General features: G+C 61.9%; 17 protein-coding genes. 8 read left to right on the top strand and 9 right to left on the bottom strand.

Features of this window, described 5'->3' with window-relative positions:
• Position 1: 1 nt before the first annotated feature.
• Complete coding sequence (locus AB8B20_RS20735) at positions 2-184, bottom strand: hypothetical protein (RefSeq protein ID WP_141137046.1); 183 nt, start codon at positions 182-184, stop codon at positions 2-4.
• Between AB8B20_RS20735 and AB8B20_RS20730 the strand changes: the two genes are divergently transcribed.
• The gene (locus AB8B20_RS20730) at positions 183-1,163 is read left to right on the top strand and encodes an MBL fold metallo-hydrolase (protein ID WP_309941490.1); all 981 of its coding nucleotides are present in this window, start codon (positions 183-185) and stop codon (positions 1,161-1,163) included. The genes AB8B20_RS20735 and AB8B20_RS20730 overlap by 2 nt on opposite strands.
• Positions 1,164-1,235: 72 nt before the next feature.
• Here AB8B20_RS20730 and AB8B20_RS20725 read toward each other — a convergent pair whose 3' ends face one another.
• On the bottom strand, positions 1,236-2,270 hold the full coding sequence (locus AB8B20_RS20725) for a diguanylate cyclase domain-containing protein (RefSeq protein WP_439074136.1): 1,035 nt from the start codon (positions 2,268-2,270) through the stop codon (positions 1,236-1,238).
• Positions 2,271-2,452: 182 nt separating this feature from the next.
• Between AB8B20_RS20725 and AB8B20_RS20720 the strand changes: the two genes are divergently transcribed.
• The 4 genes from AB8B20_RS20720 (at position 2,453) to AB8B20_RS20705 (ending at position 8,080) form a co-directional block, all read left to right on the top strand.
• Complete coding sequence (locus AB8B20_RS20720; RefSeq protein ID WP_439074137.1) at positions 2,453-3,991, top strand: YifB family Mg chelatase-like AAA ATPase; 1,539 nt, start codon at positions 2,453-2,455, stop codon at positions 3,989-3,991.
• A gap of 107 nt (positions 3,992-4,098) precedes the next feature.
• Positions 4,099-4,569 carry a hypothetical protein gene (locus tag AB8B20_RS20715; RefSeq protein ID WP_184512515.1) on the top strand — a complete coding sequence of 157 codons (471 nt, stop codon included), beginning with the start codon at positions 4,099-4,101 and terminating at the stop codon, positions 4,567-4,569.
• Positions 4,570-4,744: 175 nt separating this feature from the next.
• Positions 4,745-6,991, top strand: coding sequence for an ATP-binding protein (locus AB8B20_RS20710; RefSeq protein ID WP_439074138.1), 2,247 nt, complete (start codon positions 4,745-4,747; stop codon positions 6,989-6,991).
• Positions 6,992-7,129: 138 nt separating this feature from the next.
• On the top strand, positions 7,130-8,080 hold the full coding sequence (locus tag AB8B20_RS20705) for a GNAT family N-acetyltransferase (RefSeq protein ID WP_439074974.1): 951 nt from the start codon (positions 7,130-7,132) through the stop codon (positions 8,078-8,080).
• 4 nt (positions 8,081-8,084) lie between these two features.
• On the opposite strand, the gene coaA is transcribed toward AB8B20_RS20705, so the two are convergent.
• The 7 genes from coaA to hisB are packed head-to-tail and all read right to left on the bottom strand — an operon-like array spanning position 8,085 to position 12,738.
• Complete coding sequence (coaA, locus tag AB8B20_RS20700; RefSeq protein WP_089263094.1) at positions 8,085-9,038, bottom strand: type I pantothenate kinase; 954 nt, start codon at positions 9,036-9,038, stop codon at positions 8,085-8,087.
• Positions 9,039-9,066: 28 nt separating this feature from the next.
• On the bottom strand, positions 9,067-9,387 hold the full coding sequence (locus AB8B20_RS20695) for a phosphoribosyl-ATP diphosphatase (RefSeq protein WP_089263096.1): 321 nt from the start codon (positions 9,385-9,387) through the stop codon (positions 9,067-9,069).
• Between the two features lie 48 nt (positions 9,388-9,435).
• Positions 9,436-10,197, bottom strand: coding sequence for an imidazole glycerol phosphate synthase subunit HisF (gene hisF / locus AB8B20_RS20690; RefSeq protein ID WP_068730242.1), 762 nt, complete (start codon positions 10,195-10,197; stop codon positions 9,436-9,438).
• A 10-nt stretch (positions 10,198-10,207) separates the two neighbouring features.
• Positions 10,208-10,939: a 1-(5-phosphoribosyl)-5-[(5-phosphoribosylamino)methylideneamino]imidazole-4-carboxamide isomerase gene (gene hisA / locus AB8B20_RS20685; protein ID WP_120288087.1), complete on the bottom strand. Its 732-nt coding sequence runs from the start codon at positions 10,937-10,939 to the stop codon at positions 10,208-10,210.
• Positions 10,936-11,586 carry an imidazole glycerol phosphate synthase subunit HisH gene (hisH, locus tag AB8B20_RS20680; RefSeq protein ID WP_439074139.1) on the bottom strand — a complete coding sequence of 217 codons (651 nt, stop codon included), beginning with the start codon at positions 11,584-11,586 and terminating at the stop codon, positions 10,936-10,938. Before hisH ends, hisA begins: the two co-directional genes overlap by 4 nt.
• Entirely contained in the window at positions 11,583-12,113 is a 531-nt protein-coding gene (locus tag AB8B20_RS20675; protein ID WP_089263100.1) for a DUF2628 domain-containing protein, read from the bottom strand. Before AB8B20_RS20675 ends, hisH begins: the two co-directional genes overlap by 4 nt.
• 31 nt (positions 12,114-12,144) lie before the next feature.
• The gene (hisB, locus tag AB8B20_RS20670) at positions 12,145-12,738 is read right to left on the bottom strand and encodes an imidazoleglycerol-phosphate dehydratase HisB (protein ID WP_089263102.1); all 594 of its coding nucleotides are present in this window, start codon (positions 12,736-12,738) and stop codon (positions 12,145-12,147) included.
• 201 nt (positions 12,739-12,939) lie between these two features.
• On the opposite strand from hisB, the gene hslV reads away from it, so the two are divergent.
• From hslV to hslU, 3 genes are read left to right on the top strand one after another with little or no spacing between them, the layout of a single operon-like run.
• Positions 12,940-13,512, top strand: a complete 573-nt coding sequence (gene hslV / locus AB8B20_RS20665; protein WP_068730238.1) for an ATP-dependent protease subunit HslV — start codon at positions 12,940-12,942, stop codon at positions 13,510-13,512.
• Positions 13,509-14,120 (top strand): DUF2585 domain-containing protein, encoded by a 612-nt coding sequence (locus AB8B20_RS20660; protein ID WP_439074140.1) that lies wholly within the window; start codon positions 13,509-13,511, stop codon positions 14,118-14,120. The genes hslV and AB8B20_RS20660 overlap by 4 nt, the downstream gene beginning before the upstream one ends.
• A 41-nt stretch (positions 14,121-14,161) precedes the next feature.
• Positions 14,162-15,463: an ATP-dependent protease ATPase subunit HslU gene (gene hslU, locus AB8B20_RS20655; RefSeq protein WP_068730236.1), complete on the top strand. Its 1,302-nt coding sequence runs from the start codon at positions 14,162-14,164 to the stop codon at positions 15,461-15,463.
• Positions 15,464-15,465 lie beyond the last annotated feature (2 nt).

The raw sequence follows: 15,465 nt of genomic DNA, 5'->3' as shown, positions 1-15,465 counted from the left end.
GTCACTCGCTGCGCTGCGTCAATACTTGACGCAGCAGTTTGAATTCCATTTGTCGCAATTCTCCGCCTGCTGCTTTTGCTTGCCAGTCATGGACGGCAAGCGCAGCATGCCGATGCACGCTCGACCAATCGAGCGGCCCGCTACATGTGGCGGCAAGCAAAAGCATATCAGTGGAGAAACGCATGACTTCAGAAGTTTCGCGAAGGTCCCTGCTCTCGCTCGGCGCTGGTTTGGGCGCAAATCTTCTCGCTCCCGGCCTCATCGGCAGCGCATCGGCCAAGGCACCAAAGCTCGGCACACAGGCGCCCTACTTCCACCGTTTCATGTTAGGCAGCGCGGAAGTCACCGTTGTCTCCGACGGACCTTTGCCGCTCGGCGATCCCTCCGGCACATTCGTCGGCGTACCCAAGGAAGACGTGCAGAAGATGCTGACGGATAATTTCCTCAGCAGCAGCAATGTCGTGCTCGAACAGAACGCGCCGATCGTCAACATGGGCGACAGACTGATCCTGTTCGACACCGGCATGGGCACGTCGCAACTGTTCGGCAACACCACGGGTCGCCTGCAGAAAAGTATGGCCGAAGCCGGTATCAAGCCCGGCGATATCGATGCCGTCGTGTGCTCGCACGCCCATATCGATCATATCGGCGGCATCGTCGATGCCAATGACAAGCCACTATTTCCCAATGCGCAGGTCTATCTCAGCGAGGAAGACTTCAAGTTCTGGACCGACGAAGGCAAGCTCGGTTCGCCGCTCAAGGACTTCATCGTCCATGCGCGCAAGAACCTGCTGCCCGTGAAGGATCGCCTGGTGTTCTTCAAGGACGGCCAGGAGTTCCTGCCGGGCGTCACCGCCATGCATGCACCTGGCCATACGTTCGGCCACCACATGTTCATGATCCAGTCGGACGGGAAATCTTTCGCCTTCCTCGGCGACCTCACCCATCATCAGGTGCTGCTGCTGGAGAAGCCGCGGATGGAGTTCGCCTATGACTCCGATCCGAAGATGGCGGCAGCGACGCGGGTGAAGATGCTCGACATGCTCGCAGCCAACAAGACCGCCGTGATGTCCTATCACTTCGCGTGGCCGGGCTATGGTCATGTGGTGAAATCAGGCGACGGCTTCCGCTATATCGCCGAGCCGATGGTGATGAATCTCTAGCGGAAATCCTGCGACTTTCCTGCGGCGATCTTGAGACAGTGACCGCCGCAGGAATTCCGCCGCAATTTATCCTCACGCCGCGGATGAGGTGTCCCTCGGACGTCTCTCCGCTCCGCGTTTGTAGATCCGGAACGTGCCACGTCCGGCATCCTTCGCCGCATAGAGCGCCGAATCGGCCATGGCTGCCAATTGCGATGACGTGCAGCTATCGGCCAGCGCGATGCCGACCGATGCGCCAACCCGCAACTGTTGTCCGCGATGATCAATCGGCAGTCCCAACTGCGTGACAATCGCACGCGCCGTCTCCGAGGCTTCCTCGAATTCCGCGTGAGGCCCCAGCAGAACCGCGAATTCGTCACCGCCGAGTCGTGCGACCAGTTCCGCACCGGCACAGATGTTGCGAATTCGATTTGCAACGACGGTCAGGCAGGCATCGCCCGCTGCGTGGCCGAAACAGTCATTGACCGGCTTGAATTCATCGAGATCGATCAACAGCAGCGCGCCGAACGGCTTCACCTTGATGGCCGACGCCGCATCGAACAGCGACAGCTTGGTTTGAAACTGGCTGCGATTGGCAAGGCCGGTCAGCGTATCGAATTCGGCGAGATAGCGATTGCGATCCGCCAGAATTTTCTCTTCGGTGATGTCTTGCTTCATGCCGAAGATGCGGACGGCAACGCCATCGACCGACTCGACAGTGGCCGTGATCCTGATCCAGCGCCGGTTGCCCTTGAAGGTGATGATCTCCGCATCGAGACTGAAGCCCGTGCGATCCTCGATGGCCTTGCTGCGCCGCTTCGTCAGTTCCCTGACGGATTCTTCGGGATAACAGGCGAGCGCCTCCTCGCGAATCGGCGTCGAGCCACGCGGTAGATCGAAGATGTCATAGACAACATCGGTCCAGACCAGCGATTCATCGGAGAGGTCGCATTCCCAGACGCCGATTCGCGCTGCCGCCGAGGAGCGATCGAATATCTTCCGGCTATGCGCCAGCGAAGCAGCCTGTTGATCGATGATGGCCTGCTGAGCTTCGATCTGCGCCTTCAGCGCAGCGATCAGGTCGGCGTCATCCGGAGCGTCTGGCGGCATCGACAAGCGATCTGACATCTGCGGGCACCCGGTCTTCGTCTCGAAGCTCATAGGATGCTTTGCATGACGTGTTTAAGATTTTCTACGCCAATGGCCGACTTCAGCCAAAACCAGCATACTTTACCGCTACATTTCGTTCACTGATTGTTCTTGATGTAGAAGCAACCTTAGGTTACGCTCTCACCTCGAATGGGGGCGGCATGGTTCAACGGGTTTCCACCGTAGCCTTTGAGGGGATCGAGGCCCGCGCGGTCGACGTGCAGGTTCAGGTCGTGCCCGGTCTGCCGAATTTTTTGATCGTCGGCCTGCCCGACAAGGCAGTATCCGAAGCGCGCGAACGGGTCCGTGCCGCGCTGGTCGCCTCGGGTCTGGCGCTGCCGGCACGGCGGATCATCGTCAATCTCGCGCCCGCTGACTTACCCAAGGAAGGCAGCCATTACGATCTGCCGATCGCGCTGGGATTGATGGCCGCGATCGGCGCGATTCCGCCGGATGCATTGACGGGCTTCACCGTGCTCGGCGAACTCGGTCTCGATGGCTCGCTCGCTCCGGTCGCCGGCGTGCTGCCGGCTGCCATCGGCGCCAATGCGCGCGACGAGGGATTGATCTGCCCAGAAGCCTGCGGCGCGGAAGCCGCCTGGGCCAGTCCCGATATCCAGATCATCGCCGCGACGTCGCTGATCCAGATCGCCAATCACTTTAAGGGCACGCAGGTTCTGTCGCGGCCGCAGCCGAAGATACATGCGCGTGAGGAAACGCTGCTGGATCTGCGCGACATCAAGGGACAGGAAAGCGCCAAACGCGCGCTGGAGATCGCTGCCGCCGGCGGCCACCATCTATTGATGGCGGGATCGCCAGGTTCCGGCAAATCCATGCTGGCGGCACGGCTGCCATCGATCCTGCCGCCGCTATCGCCGGCGGAACTCCTCGAAGTCTCAATGATCGCGTCGGTGGCCGGCGAGATCAAGGACGGTGCGCTCACCTCACGCCGGCCGTTCCGCGCACCGCATCATTCCGCCAGCATGGCCGCACTCACCGGCGGCGGGTTGCGCGCGCGGCCGGGCGAGATTTCGCTGGCGCATCAAGGCGTGCTGTTTCTCGACGAACTGCCGGAGTTCGATCCGCGCGTGCTGGATTCGCTGCGCGCGCCGCTTGAGAATGGCGAGGTGGCGGTCTCGCGCGCCAATCACCGCGTCACCTATCCCGCGCGCTTCATGCTTGTTGCTGCGATGAATCCATGCCGCTGCGGTCACGCTTTCGAGCCGGGCTTCTCCTGCAAACGTGGCCGCATCGATCGCTGCACCTCGGATTATCAGGCGCGCATCTCGGGCCCCCTGATGGATCGCATCGATCTGCGCATCGAAGTCCCGGCGGTGACCGCAGCGGATCTCATTCTGCCGCCACCTTCCGAAGGCTCTGCCGAGGTCGCGGCGCGTGTCGCCGCCGCGCGCGATCTGCAGACCATGCGCTATGCGGCGGCGGGATTGCCGGGCGCACATACCAATGCCTCCGCGCCGGCCTCTGTGCTGGAAACGGTTGCGCAGCCGGATGCGCAGGGGCTGATATTGTTGCGCGATGCCGCCGAAACGATGCGACTGACCGCGCGCGGTTATCACCGCGTACTGCGCGTGGCGCGGACGCTGGCGGATCTCGACGGCGCCGAGAAAATCGGGCGGCTGCATCTGGCCGAAGCGTTGTCTTACCGCGCGCTGGCGGAGGACATTCGCCGAGCTGCTTGACGTCTCCTCCTCGCCACTGATGTGGACGTCAACGCGATAGTAACGAGTTTTGTTTACGCTCTGCTCACCATAACCCCGCATTGCGGGGCCAGGGCGAGTACCGTGTCATGCTGCGTTTCAAGATTTTAGCCTCGACGATTCCCCTGGCGCTGGCAGCCTTTCTCGCCCGCGGCGATCTCGCGAGCGGAACGCATCCCTGCATCTCCACCGGTGAGACCACCATCCAGATCGCCACCATGCCCTGGCAGGCGCAATCGCATGTCAGCTTCACCAACGATCCCCTGCAGGCGACCGTCCGTGTGCAGATCGTCGATAGCGCCGAAACCGCCGACTTTGTCGTGCTCGATGATGCCGATGCAGCGGAACCCGATGCCTGTCCCGTCACCGCTGCGACGCGTTTCATCGGTATTGCCGAGACATCGGCAACGTCAGAGCCCATCATCTACCTGTCGGAGCAGGGTGACGCCGACTACCGCATCTTTGTGAAGTCACGCAGCTTCACGGCGCGTGATGCCGCTGCGCTGATCGTCGGTGCCCACAGCCGCAGCCCGGCGCGGATGGCAGCGGCCAGCCTCTAGGCCGCGCATTAACGCTTCATCAACCATGTCTGCGCGGGCAAATTCAAAACTGCCACCGTGCAAGCACTTGGCAACAACATACCCGCATTGTTTCTGAGATCTGCGATCGCCTGATCGCGGCCTGTAGTCGCGTGCAATCGCGAGCCATGATGTGACCAAGCCGGAGTGCTGATCTGTGGCGAAAGGTGTCTTCCGGATCAAGGTCTACTTCCGCCGCTTCGCGCGCCGTTTTCCGTGGCTTGCTTTTGTCATCCGCTCCTTCGTGATGTTCTCGGCTGCCTTCGGTGGCGCCTATGGCTTCATCTCCGGTTCGACCTCCAAAGACTCAGGTTACGACCCGCACGCTTTTGCGATCGGTGCCAGCTTCCTGTTCGCGCTGGCCTGCGTCGCCCTGGCCACCATGAGCATCCGTATGCGCTTCATAGGCAAGCGGATGCGCAAATTGGCTGCGCATAACGAAGCCCTGGTCGACCGGAATTGGGAATTGAAAGAAGCCGAAGAGCGCGCGCGCAGCCTGTTCGAGGCACAGGGCGACCTCATTGTGATCCGCAACAGCGAAGGCTGCATCACCTTCGTCAACGATGCCTATTGTGCGCTGGCGGAACAATCGCGCGAAGCATTGATCGGCAGCCACTTCGAACTCACGCTGCTGGAGCAGGGCGATATCGCCAACGAGCCCAACGGCACCAGCATGCACGATCAGAAGATCGCCACGGCGACCGGTCCGCGCTGGATCGCCTGGCGCGAAGGTCTGGTGCGGATCGATGCGGGCCAGCCCGCCGAATTGCAATGCGTCGGCCGCGATGTCACTGACCGTACCCAGACCGAACGCGCCCTCGGTGAGGCACGCGACCATGCCAATGCCGCCAACCGAGCCAAGTCGCGGTTCCTCGCGATGGCGTCCCATGAAATCCGCACGCCGCTGAACGGCATTCTCGGCATGAGCGGCTTGCTGCTCGATACGCCGCTGACACCCGAACAGACCACTTACGCCAAGGCCGTGAAGACCTCCGGCGATGCGCTGCTGTCGCTGATCGAGGAGCTGCTGGATTACTCCAAGATCGAGGCCGGCAAGATCGATCTGGAACATCGCCCCTTTGCACTAGCCGGATTGATCGAGGACATCACCGAATTGCTGGCGCCGCGTGCGCAGGCCCGCAATCTCGAAATCGCGGCCTATGTCGACGAGCGACTGCCGCTGACAGTGATGGGCGATGCGGCGCGCCTGCGCCAGGTGCTGCTCAATCTCGCGGGCAATGCCATCAAGTTCACGGCGACCGGTGGCGTGGCGCTGATCGTGGAGCCCGGCATCTGGCCGAACGAAGTCTCTTTCCTGGTGCGCGACACCGGCATCGGCATCGCGCCGGATGCGCAGCAGCGCATCTTCCGCGAATTCGAACAGGCAGACGAGGGCACCGCGCGGCACTATGGCGGAACGGGTCTTGGCCTCAGCATCAGCGAGCGCATCGTCAAGCGCATGAACGGCCGCATCACGCTGCAGAGCACGCTCGGTGCCGGCTCGACATTCGAAGTGTCTATCCCGCTCACCGCTTCCGACAGCGGCACCGCGACCTTCGTGCCGCCGGATCTCACGGGCCTTTCGGTGATGCTGGTGGCGCCACAAACCATCGAAGCTTCGCTCACAGCCCTGCGACTCGGGCGATGGGGCGCGCAGACCTGCACTGTGTCCGATCTCGCCGTCGCGCAAGCGCTGCTACCCGAACGTTCATGGCACGCCGTCATGATCGATCGCGCTCTTGGTGCTGACGCTGCCGAGCAGCTTGCGAACGCTGCAATTCCGCACGCGCTGCGACGGATCGTGCTGTTCACGCCAGCGATGCGTCATGAGCTACAGCCTACAACGCCGAGTGCGTTCACCGGCTATCTGGTGAAGCCACTGCGTGCGACCTCGCTCGCCGCGCGCCTCACATTGCAGACGGACTCACCGACAATCGCTGCCGATGATCCGTTGGATCGTGATCCGGCCACACCGGAACCAACGGCGGCGATGGCACCCAGCCTCTCGATCCTGGTCGCCGAAGACAACGAGATCAACGCGCTACTGATGCGCTCGTTGCTGACGCGGCTTGGCCACAAGCCCGTCGTGACCACCAATGGCGAAGAGGCACTGGAATCCTGGCTCGCCTCCGACTCCGCAGGCACGCCCTATGACCTCGTCCTGATGGATATCCAGATGCCGAAGCTTGACGGCATCGAGACCACCAAACGCATTCGCGCGCGCGAGGCCGGTCAACGCGTCAGGCGTACCCCGATCCTGGCCCTCACAGCGAACGCACTGGTCGAAGATCGCTATGCCTGTTTCGAGGCCGGCATGGACGGCTTCCTGATGAAGCCGCTGGACCGCGACAAGCTCGCCGAAGCCCTCAAGGGACTCGCCAAGACGCGGCACGTCGCCGCCTAGCAGCTCCACATTCGCTGTCACACCCCCGCAACACGCCCGTCACACGGCTGTTGAGCGCCCGTGATGTCTGGTGCGGATAAGCCGCATCGATGATTCGCGTGATGCCTGCGGCACAAGGCGATTGAGTTGGGGATGGCCATGCACGGCAACGAACTGGTGCGACCAAAGCAGGGTTTCATGCAGATGTTGCGGCCCCAGAACATGAGCGCCGCCGCGCAGACTGCGATCACCTGGTTCAAGCCGCCGCTGCATCTCGATCCGGCCAACGGTATTCCCATCGCCACGAATTCGTTAGGCCGGATGGGTCCGCTCGAAGTTCGCCTCGCGCAGGACAAGCGCGATGTGAAGCGCGCGCAGCGTCTGCGCTACAAGGTATTCTACAAGAACGGCACCGCGATCGCCGACGCCGCCACTATGCTGGCACGCCGCGACAAGGATGCATTCGACAAGATCTGCGATCACCTTCTCGTCGTCGATCACGATGCAAAGCCCACACTGTCCGGCAAGCAGCCGGTGGTCGGTACCTATCGTCTGCTACGCCATGAGGCGGCCATGCAGAACGGGGGTTTCTATACCGACAGCGAATTCGATTTGTCGGGGATGATCGAGCGCCATGCCGGTCTGCGCTTTCTTGAACTCGGCCGCTCCTGCGTGCTGCCGCGCTACCGCAACAAGCGTACCGTCGAATTGCTGTGGCAGGGCATCTGGAGCTATGTGCGGCAGAACAAGTTCGACGTCATGATCGGCTGCGCCAGCTTTGAAGGCACCGATCCGGATCGCCTCGCGCTGCCGCTGTCGTTCCTGCACCACAATGCGCGTGCCCCCGAGGCCTGGCGCTCCCGCGCGCATCCGTCGCGCTATGTCGAGATGAACCGGATGGCCGCGGATGCCATCGACACCAAGGCGGCGCTTCGTGCGCTACCGCCACTGATCAAAGGCTATCTACGGATCGGCGCCATGATCGGCGACGGCGCCGTGATCGATCATCAGTTCGGCACCACCGACGTTCTGATCGTGATGCCGGTGACGTCGATCGGCGCACGCTATATCGAGCATTTCAGCACGGACACCTCACGCCACGCGGCTTAATCGCTTAGAGGCGACGCAGCGCGACGTTTTCCACCACGTGATCCGCGCCCTTTTTGAGGATCAGCGTCGCACGCGGCCGCGTCGGCAGGATGTTGTCTTCGAGATTGGCGAGGTTGGTGCGCTCCCAGATCGCCAGCGCCGTCGCGGTGGCTTCTTCATCCGACAGCAATGCGTAGCGATTGAAATAGGATCGCGGATCGTGGAATGCGGTGTCGCGCAGCGCCAGAAACCGTCTCACATACCAGTCGCGCAGTACCGGCTCATCGGCGTCGATATAGACGGAGAAGTCAAAGAAGTCGGAGACCACAGGCACCGCCTTGCCGTCGCGCGGCAGGCGGCCGGTCTGTAGCACATTGACGCCTTCGACGATCAGAATGTCGGGCTGATCGACCTCGACCCACTTGTTTGGGACCACGTCGTAAGTGAGATGCGAATACACAGGCGCGCGGACGGCATTGCGGCCGGCTTTGATGTCACTGAGAAACTGCAGCAGCGTCGGCAGATCGTAGCTTTCGGGAAAACCCTTCTTCTGCATGATGCCTTCGCGCTCGAGCACCGCATTCGGATAGAGAAAGCCGTCGGTGGTGACGAGATCGACCTTGGGCCGCGGCGACCATCTTGCGAGCAGTGCCTGCAGCACGCGGGCGGTGGTCGACTTGCCGACCGCCACCGACCCGGCGACGCCGATGATATAGGGCATCTTGCGATCCTCGATGCCGAGGAACTTGCGCTGCGCGTAATACAGACGTTGCGTCGCCGTGACATAGATCGAAAGCAGGCGGGACAGCGGCAGGTAAATCTCTTCGACCTCGCGCAGATCGAGGCGATCATACATCGAACGCAGGGCGGCGATCTCGCCGGCCTCCAGCGTCATCGGCGTATCGTCGCGCAGCTTGGCCCACTGCTCCCGCGAGAAATTCCGATAGGGATTGTATTGTTGGTCTGCCCGCATATCCATGAAGCGGTCCCCGTTGTGATCGACGCTGTTACTCGCTCTTGCGCGACGCTTTCTCTTGCAGTCCGGATTGGGACGTGCGCTGACCGAGCGCCGCCTCGACCTCCTGAATCGTTACGCCGCGCGCTTTCAGCAGCACCAGCAGATGAAACAGCAGGTCGGCACTTTCATTGATCAGATTGGTGCGATCGTTCTCGACCGCCGCGATCACGGTTTCGACCGCTTCCTCGCCGAATTTCTTGGCGCAATGCTCCGCGCCCTTGTCGAGCAGCTTGCGGGTATAGGACGCGTCGCCACCCGCCGCCGCGCGGGCGTCGATGGTGTCGGCGAGATCGTGAAGCGTAAAAGCCATTTCGGCGCCTTGTTAGCTGGGCAGCGCAGACTCCTGCCAGAGATTGACCTAAGGGTCGAGCCGCATCGGCAGTCCGGCCCGGACCATATGCTCCTTGGCCTCGCGAATGGTAAATTCCCCGAAGTGAAAAATCGAGGCTGCCAGCACCGCCGTGGCGTGGCCGCTCCTGATACCTTCGACCAGATGATCGAGATTGCCGACGCCGCCCGAAGCGATCACCGGTACGCCGACGCTGTCGGCGATGGCCCGGGTCAGTTCGATATCGAAGCCGGAACGGGTGCCGTCGCGATCCATCGAGGTGAGCAGGATTTCACCGGCCCCCAATGAAACGACTTCCTGGGCAAACTCGATCGCATCGATGCCAGTCGACTTGCGGCCGCCATGGGTAAAGATCTCCCAGCGCGAGCCGGACCGTTTGGCGTCGATCGCCACCACGATGCACTGATCGCCGAACTTCTCGGCGGCTTCCTTGACGAACTGGCGATTGGCCACCGCGGCCGAATTGATCGAGACCTTGTCGGCACCGGCGCGCAGCAGCGTCTTGATGTCGTCCACCGTACGCACGCCGCCGCCGACCGTCAGCGGCATGAAACAGGCTTCTGCCGTGCGACGGACCACGTCCATCATGGTACCGCGGTTTTCGTGGGTGGCGTTAATGTCGAGGAAAGTGAGTTCATCGGCGCCAGCCGCATCATAAGCGATCGCAGCCTCGACGGGATCGCCGGCATCGCGCAGGTCGACGAAGTTGACGCCCTTCACCACGCGTCCATCCTTGACGTCGAGGCAGGGGATGACGCGGACTTTGAACATGGCTCGGTCCTTATGCCGCCTGCTTGATGAGTTTCAGCGCCTCGGCCGGATCAATCCGCCCGTCATACAGCGCACGGCCGGAGATCGCGCCTTCGAGCTTCGCAGCACGTGGCTCAAGCATGGCCTTGATATCATCGATGGAGGCGAGGCCGCCCGAGGCGATCACCGGAATTGAAATCGAATCGGCCAGCGCAATCGTCGCATCCCAATTGATACCCTTGAGCAAACCGTCGCGCGCGATATCGGTGAAGATGATGGCGGCGACGCCAGCATCTTCAAAACGCTGCGCGATTTCCAGCGCAGTGACGGTCGAGGTCTCAGCCCAGCCCTCAACGGCAACCTTGCCGTCGCGGGCATCCAGACCGACGGCGACCTTGCCCGGGAATTTCTTCGCGGCTTCCTTCACGAGCGCGGGATCGCGCACCGCAGCCGTGCCGATGATGACGCGGGTGATACCTTTGGAAAGCCAGGCTTCCACCGTCTTGAGATCGCGAATGCCGCCGCCGAGCTGCACTGGCATCTTGATGACCTTCAGCATCGACTCTACGGCCTGCGCATTCACCGGTTTGCCGGCAAAGGCGCCATCGAGATCGACGACATGAAGATATTCGAAGCCTTGAGTCTCGAAGTCGCGCGCCTGTGCTGCGGGATCAAGGTTGAACACAGTGGCGCGCGCCATGTCGCCCTGCTCAAGGCGAACGCACTGGCCGTTTTTCAGATCGATGGCGGGAAAGAGAATCACGGCTTCCACTTCAGAAAGTTCGAAATCAGAGCCAGCCCGAAACGCTGGCTCTTTTCGGGATGAAATTGCGTACCGATCGCGGTGTCCTTGCCGACGATGGCAGTGATAGGACCGCCGTAATCGGCGCGCGCCAGTACATCGGCCTCGTTGACCGCATTCAGGTGATAGGAGTGCACGAAATAGGCGTGGCGACCCTTCGGCCCAAGCGGCAGGCGCTCCAACACCGCGTGCTCACGCACCATGTCGAGCGTGTTCCAGCCCATATGGGGGATCTTCAGATTCTCTTCGCGCGGCTGGATCTTCTCGACATCGCCGGCGATCCAGCCCAGCCCGTCGGTCGTGACGTGTTCCTTGCCCTTGGTCGCCATCAGCTGCATGCCGACGCAGATGCCGAAGAAGGGGCGCGCCTTGTCGCGCACCGCTTCGGTCATCGCCTCGACCATGCCGTCCAGTGAATCCAGTCCCTTGCGGCAATCCGCGAAAGCGCCGACGCCGGGCAGCACGATGCGATCGGCGCGAAATACCGTTTCGGGATCGCGCGTGACGATGATTTTCTCCGGCACATCCATGCTGCGCGCGGCGCGCTCGAACGCTTTCGCTGCGGAGTGCAGGTTGCCCGAGCCGTAATCGATAATGGCAACGCTCACCGTGTCACTCCCGGTTGCGGGAATAACCCGATGATGTCGTTTTGCGCCGGAGACGGCGGACGTGAGAAAGACTGGCTGGGAACGTGACGGGTCGGCGGCGGACCGCCGCGATCGCTCGCCCACTGATCGTTGACTGCGTTGTGCTGCGCGGTCCAGCGATCGAAGAAGCGACGCTCGGCGGCATCCTTGTTATCTGCAACGACCACATCGAGCTGACGCCACTTGCCGCGCGACAGAGTCCAGCGTCGCAGGCTGGCCGCCTCGAAGCCCATCAGCAGCGCGAACAGCAGCATCACGACGAAACGGGCGCCGAGATCGACCTTCAACATCGACAGCGCGACTTCGCCGGCGATCGACAGCACGACATAGCCGAGCAATGCCCACCACAGCCGATGATAGATCAGCCAGATCAGGCCGGCGACGAACGCCCAGAAATGGAATCCATCGCGCACGAACTCGAACTTGTCCGTTGCCGCAAACGGCTCAGGGCCGGCACCGCGAGGTGCGTGAACTGTGTAGACCGGCATGGCAAACTCCGCCCGAAACCGTAGAGGCCGATCAGCCGCCGAGCTGACCCTTGGTGGATGGCACTTCGCCGGCATTGCGCGGATCGATCGCAACACCCGCCCGCAGCGCCCGCGCCAGACCCTTGAAGCAGGATTCGGCAATGTGATGGCTGTTCTCGCCATATAGGGTTTCGACGTGCAAAGTCACGCCCGCATTGCCGGCAAAGGCGTTGAACCACTCGCGCACCAGCTCGGTGTCGAATTCGCCGATCTTGTGGGTCGGGAAGGTGGACTTGAACACCAGCACCGGCCGGCCGGAAATATCCAGCGCCACCCGGGTCAGGGTCTCGTCCATCGGCATATAGACCGAGGCATAGCGGGTGATCCCGGCCATGTCGCCAAGTGCCTGCTTGACCGCCTGGCCAAGCGCGATGCCGACATCCTCCACCGTATGATGGAAATCGACATGGAGGTCGCCGACCGCCTTCACGGTGACGTCGATGCGGGAATGGCGGGCGAGCAGATCGAGCATATGGTCGAAGAAGCCGATTCCGGTGGTCGATTTGGATACGCCGGTACCGTCGAGGTTCACGGAGACCTCGATATCGGTTTCCTTGGTCTTGCGCTTGATCGTCGCCGTGCGCATGAAAACGCCTCTCCGCCTGCTGAAAACGCGCCCTTTTAACAGGGAGATGACACCTTCGCTACCGCGGGAGAGCCGATTCCGGACCGATCTTTGCCCCTATGGTGACCGGAATCCGCGCGCATCGGCCGCTGGCCTATGCTTCCTCACCGGATTTGCAACGGCCGGTATCCGTGCCTAGATCAGGCCCTCAAGAGGGTTTCCATGAACGCATCTTATTCGGCTTCCCACGACGGATCGTCTCCGGTCTGGCACGGCACCACCATCCTGACCGTCCGCAAGGGCGGTAAAGTCGTGATCGGCGGCGACGGCCAGGTCTCGATCGGCCAAACGGTCATCAAATCCAACGCCAAAAAGGTCCGTAAGCTGGGCAAGGGCGACGTAATCGGCGGCTTTGCCGGCGCCACGGCGGACGCCTTCACGCTGTTCGAGCGTCTCGAAGCCAAACTGGAGCAGTACCCCGGCCAATTGACCCGGGCGGCCGTCGAACTCGCCAAGGACTGGCGCACCGACCGGTATCTGCGCCGGCTGGAAGCCATGATGATCGTCGCCGACAAGGACGTCTCGCTGGTGCTGACCGGCACCGGCGACGTGCTGGAGCCGGAAGCCGGCGTGATGGCCATCGGCTCGGGCGGCAATTACGCGCTGGCAGCAGCGAGGGCCTTGGTCGATACCGATCAGGATGCCGAGACCATCGTGCGCAAGTCGCTGGATATCGCGGCCGATATCTGCGTCTACACCAACCGCAACGTAACGCTGGAAATGCTGGAGGCATGACCGCCGCGGGTCACAATACCCGCGCGTCGTCCGGCAGCGACCTCTCGGTCAAGCAGGGCGTAGTCATCGCGCTCGGCCTGCTCGCCCTGCAGGCGACTCTTCTTTATGCGATGGGGCGATTGCCGATCTGCGCCTGTGGCTACGTGAAGCTGTGGCATGGCGTGGTGCTGAGTTCGGAGAATTCACAGCACCTCACCGACTGGTACACATTCTCTCACATCATCCACGGCTTCCTGTTTTACGCCGCCACCTGGCTCCTGTTTCCACAACTGTCCTGGATCGCGCGCCTGATCGTCGCCATGCTCATCGAAGGCGGCTGGGAGCTGCTGGAAAATTCGAGCTGGATTATCGAACGCTATCGCGCCGGAACGATGTCGCTGGATTATTTCGGCGACAGCATTGTCAATTCGCTGGCTGACACACTGTCGATGATCACGGGCTTCATCCTGGCGCGGAAGCTGCCGATCGCCGCTACCGTCGCGATCGCGCTTCTGTTCGAGATTCTGGTCGGCCTGCACATTCGCGACAATCTCACTTTGAACGTGATCATGCTGATTCATCCATTCGAAGCGATCCGAACCTGGCAGGCCGGGCCACCCATTATCTGATCCGCTTGTCCCCACGCCCTTCTCAACTTACGTAGAGTGACATGACCGACTTTTCTCCCCGCGAAATCGTAAGCGAACTCGACCGGTTCATCGTCGGCCAGCACGACGCCAAGCGCGCGGTATCGATCGCGCTGCGCAATCGTTGGCGGCGCCTGCAACTGACCGGATCGCTCCGCGAGGAAGTGCTGCCAAAGAACATCCTGATGATCGGCCCCACCGGCGTCGGCAAGACCGAGATCGCACGGCGGCTGGCGAAGCTCGCTGGCGCGCCGTTCATCAAGGTCGAAGCGACCAAGTTCACCGAAGTCGGTTACGTCGGCCGCGACGTCGAGCAGATCATCAGGGACCTCGTCGAGGTCGCGATCTCGCTAACCCGCGAGCGCAAGCGCAAGGACGTCCAGGCACGCGCTCAGCTCGCCGCCGAGGATCGCGTGGTCGACGCGCTGGTCGGCGCCACGGCGAGTGCGGCGACAAAAGAATCCTTCCGCAAGAAGCTCCGCACCGGCGAGCTCAACGACAAGGAGATCGAGATCGAGGTTCAGTCCTCCGGCGGCCCCTCGATGTTCGAAATCCCGGGAATGCCCGGCGCGCAGATGGGCGCGATCTCGATTGGCGATATCTTCGGCAAGATGGGCAAGGGCACCAAGACGCGCCGTCTGCGCGTGGAAGACGCACATGAGCCGCTGGTGAATGAGGAAGCCGACAAGCTGCTCGACAGCGACGCACTCGTGCAGGAAGCGATTTCAGTGGTCGAGAACAACGGCATCGTGTTTCTCGACGAGATCGACAAGATCTGCGTGCGCGACGGCCGCAGCGGCGGCGAAGTCTCGCGCGAAGGTGTTCAGCGCGACCTGCTGCCGCTGATCGAAGGCACCACCGTCTCCACCAAGCACGGCGCGGTGAAGACCGACCACATCCTGTTCATCGCATCCGGCGCATTCCATATCGCCAAGCCGAGCGATCTCTTGCCGGAATTGCAGGGCCGCCTGCCGATCCGCGTCGAGCTCAATGCGCTGACCCGCGATGACATGCGCCGCATTCTCACCGAGCCAGAGGCTTCGCTGATCAAGCAGTATGTGGCGCTATTGCAGACCGAAGGCGTGACGCTCGAATTCGCCGACGATGCCATCGATGCACTGGCCGATGTCGCCGTTGCCGTGAATTCAACCGTCGAGAATATCGGCGCACGACGTTTGCAGACGGTGATGGAGAGGGTGCTCGACGAGATTTCCTTCGCTGCGCCCGATCGCAACGGCGAGACCATCAGAATAGATGCCGCCTATGTGCAGAAGCATGTGGGGGATCTGGCGAAGAATTCGGATCTGAGCCGGTTTATTTTGTGAGA

Source organism: Tardiphaga sp. 866_E4_N1_4, assembly GCF_052076075.1.
In the GTDB taxonomy this organism is placed as follows: Bacteria; Pseudomonadota; Alphaproteobacteria; order Rhizobiales; family Xanthobacteraceae; genus Tardiphaga; species Tardiphaga robiniae.
Note: the sequence above shows the minus strand (reverse complement) of the source record. Positions and strands in the feature narration are given on the sequence as shown.

Coding starts and splice junctions, on each gene's coding strand:
- hisF (WP_068730242.1), bottom strand. CDS start 10,197: ATGTTCAAAGTCCGCGTCATCCCCTGCCTCGACGTCAAGGATGGACGC.
- AB8B20_RS20715 (WP_184512515.1), top strand. CDS start 4,099: ATGCTGCGTTTCAAGATTTTAGCCTCGACGATTCCCCTGGCGCTGGCA.
- AB8B20_RS20695 (WP_089263096.1), bottom strand. CDS start 9,387: ATGGCTTTTACGCTTCACGATCTCGCCGACACCATCGACGCCCGCGCG.
- AB8B20_RS20660 (WP_439074140.1), top strand. CDS start 13,509: ATGACCGCCGCGGGTCACAATACCCGCGCGTCGTCCGGCAGCGACCTC.
- AB8B20_RS20730 (WP_309941490.1), top strand. CDS start 183: ATGACTTCAGAAGTTTCGCGAAGGTCCCTGCTCTCGCTCGGCGCTGGT.
- hslV (WP_068730238.1), top strand. CDS start 12,940: ATGAACGCATCTTATTCGGCTTCCCACGACGGATCGTCTCCGGTCTGG.
- AB8B20_RS20705 (WP_439074974.1), top strand. CDS start 7,130: ATGCACGGCAACGAACTGGTGCGACCAAAGCAGGGTTTCATGCAGATG.
- AB8B20_RS20735 (WP_141137046.1), bottom strand. CDS start 184: ATGCGTTTCTCCACTGATATGCTTTTGCTTGCCGCCACATGTAGCGGG.
- AB8B20_RS20720 (WP_439074137.1), top strand. CDS start 2,453: ATGGTTCAACGGGTTTCCACCGTAGCCTTTGAGGGGATCGAGGCCCGC.
- hisB (WP_089263102.1), bottom strand. CDS start 12,738: ATGCGCACGGCGACGATCAAGCGCAAGACCAAGGAAACCGATATCGAG.
- AB8B20_RS20675 (WP_089263100.1), bottom strand. CDS start 12,113: ATGCCGGTCTACACAGTTCACGCACCTCGCGGTGCCGGCCCTGAGCCG.
- AB8B20_RS20725 (WP_439074136.1), bottom strand. CDS start 2,270: ATGTCAGATCGCTTGTCGATGCCGCCAGACGCTCCGGATGACGCCGAC.
- coaA (WP_089263094.1), bottom strand. CDS start 9,038: ATGGATATGCGGGCAGACCAACAATACAATCCCTATCGGAATTTCTCG.
- hslU (WP_068730236.1), top strand. CDS start 14,162: ATGACCGACTTTTCTCCCCGCGAAATCGTAAGCGAACTCGACCGGTTC.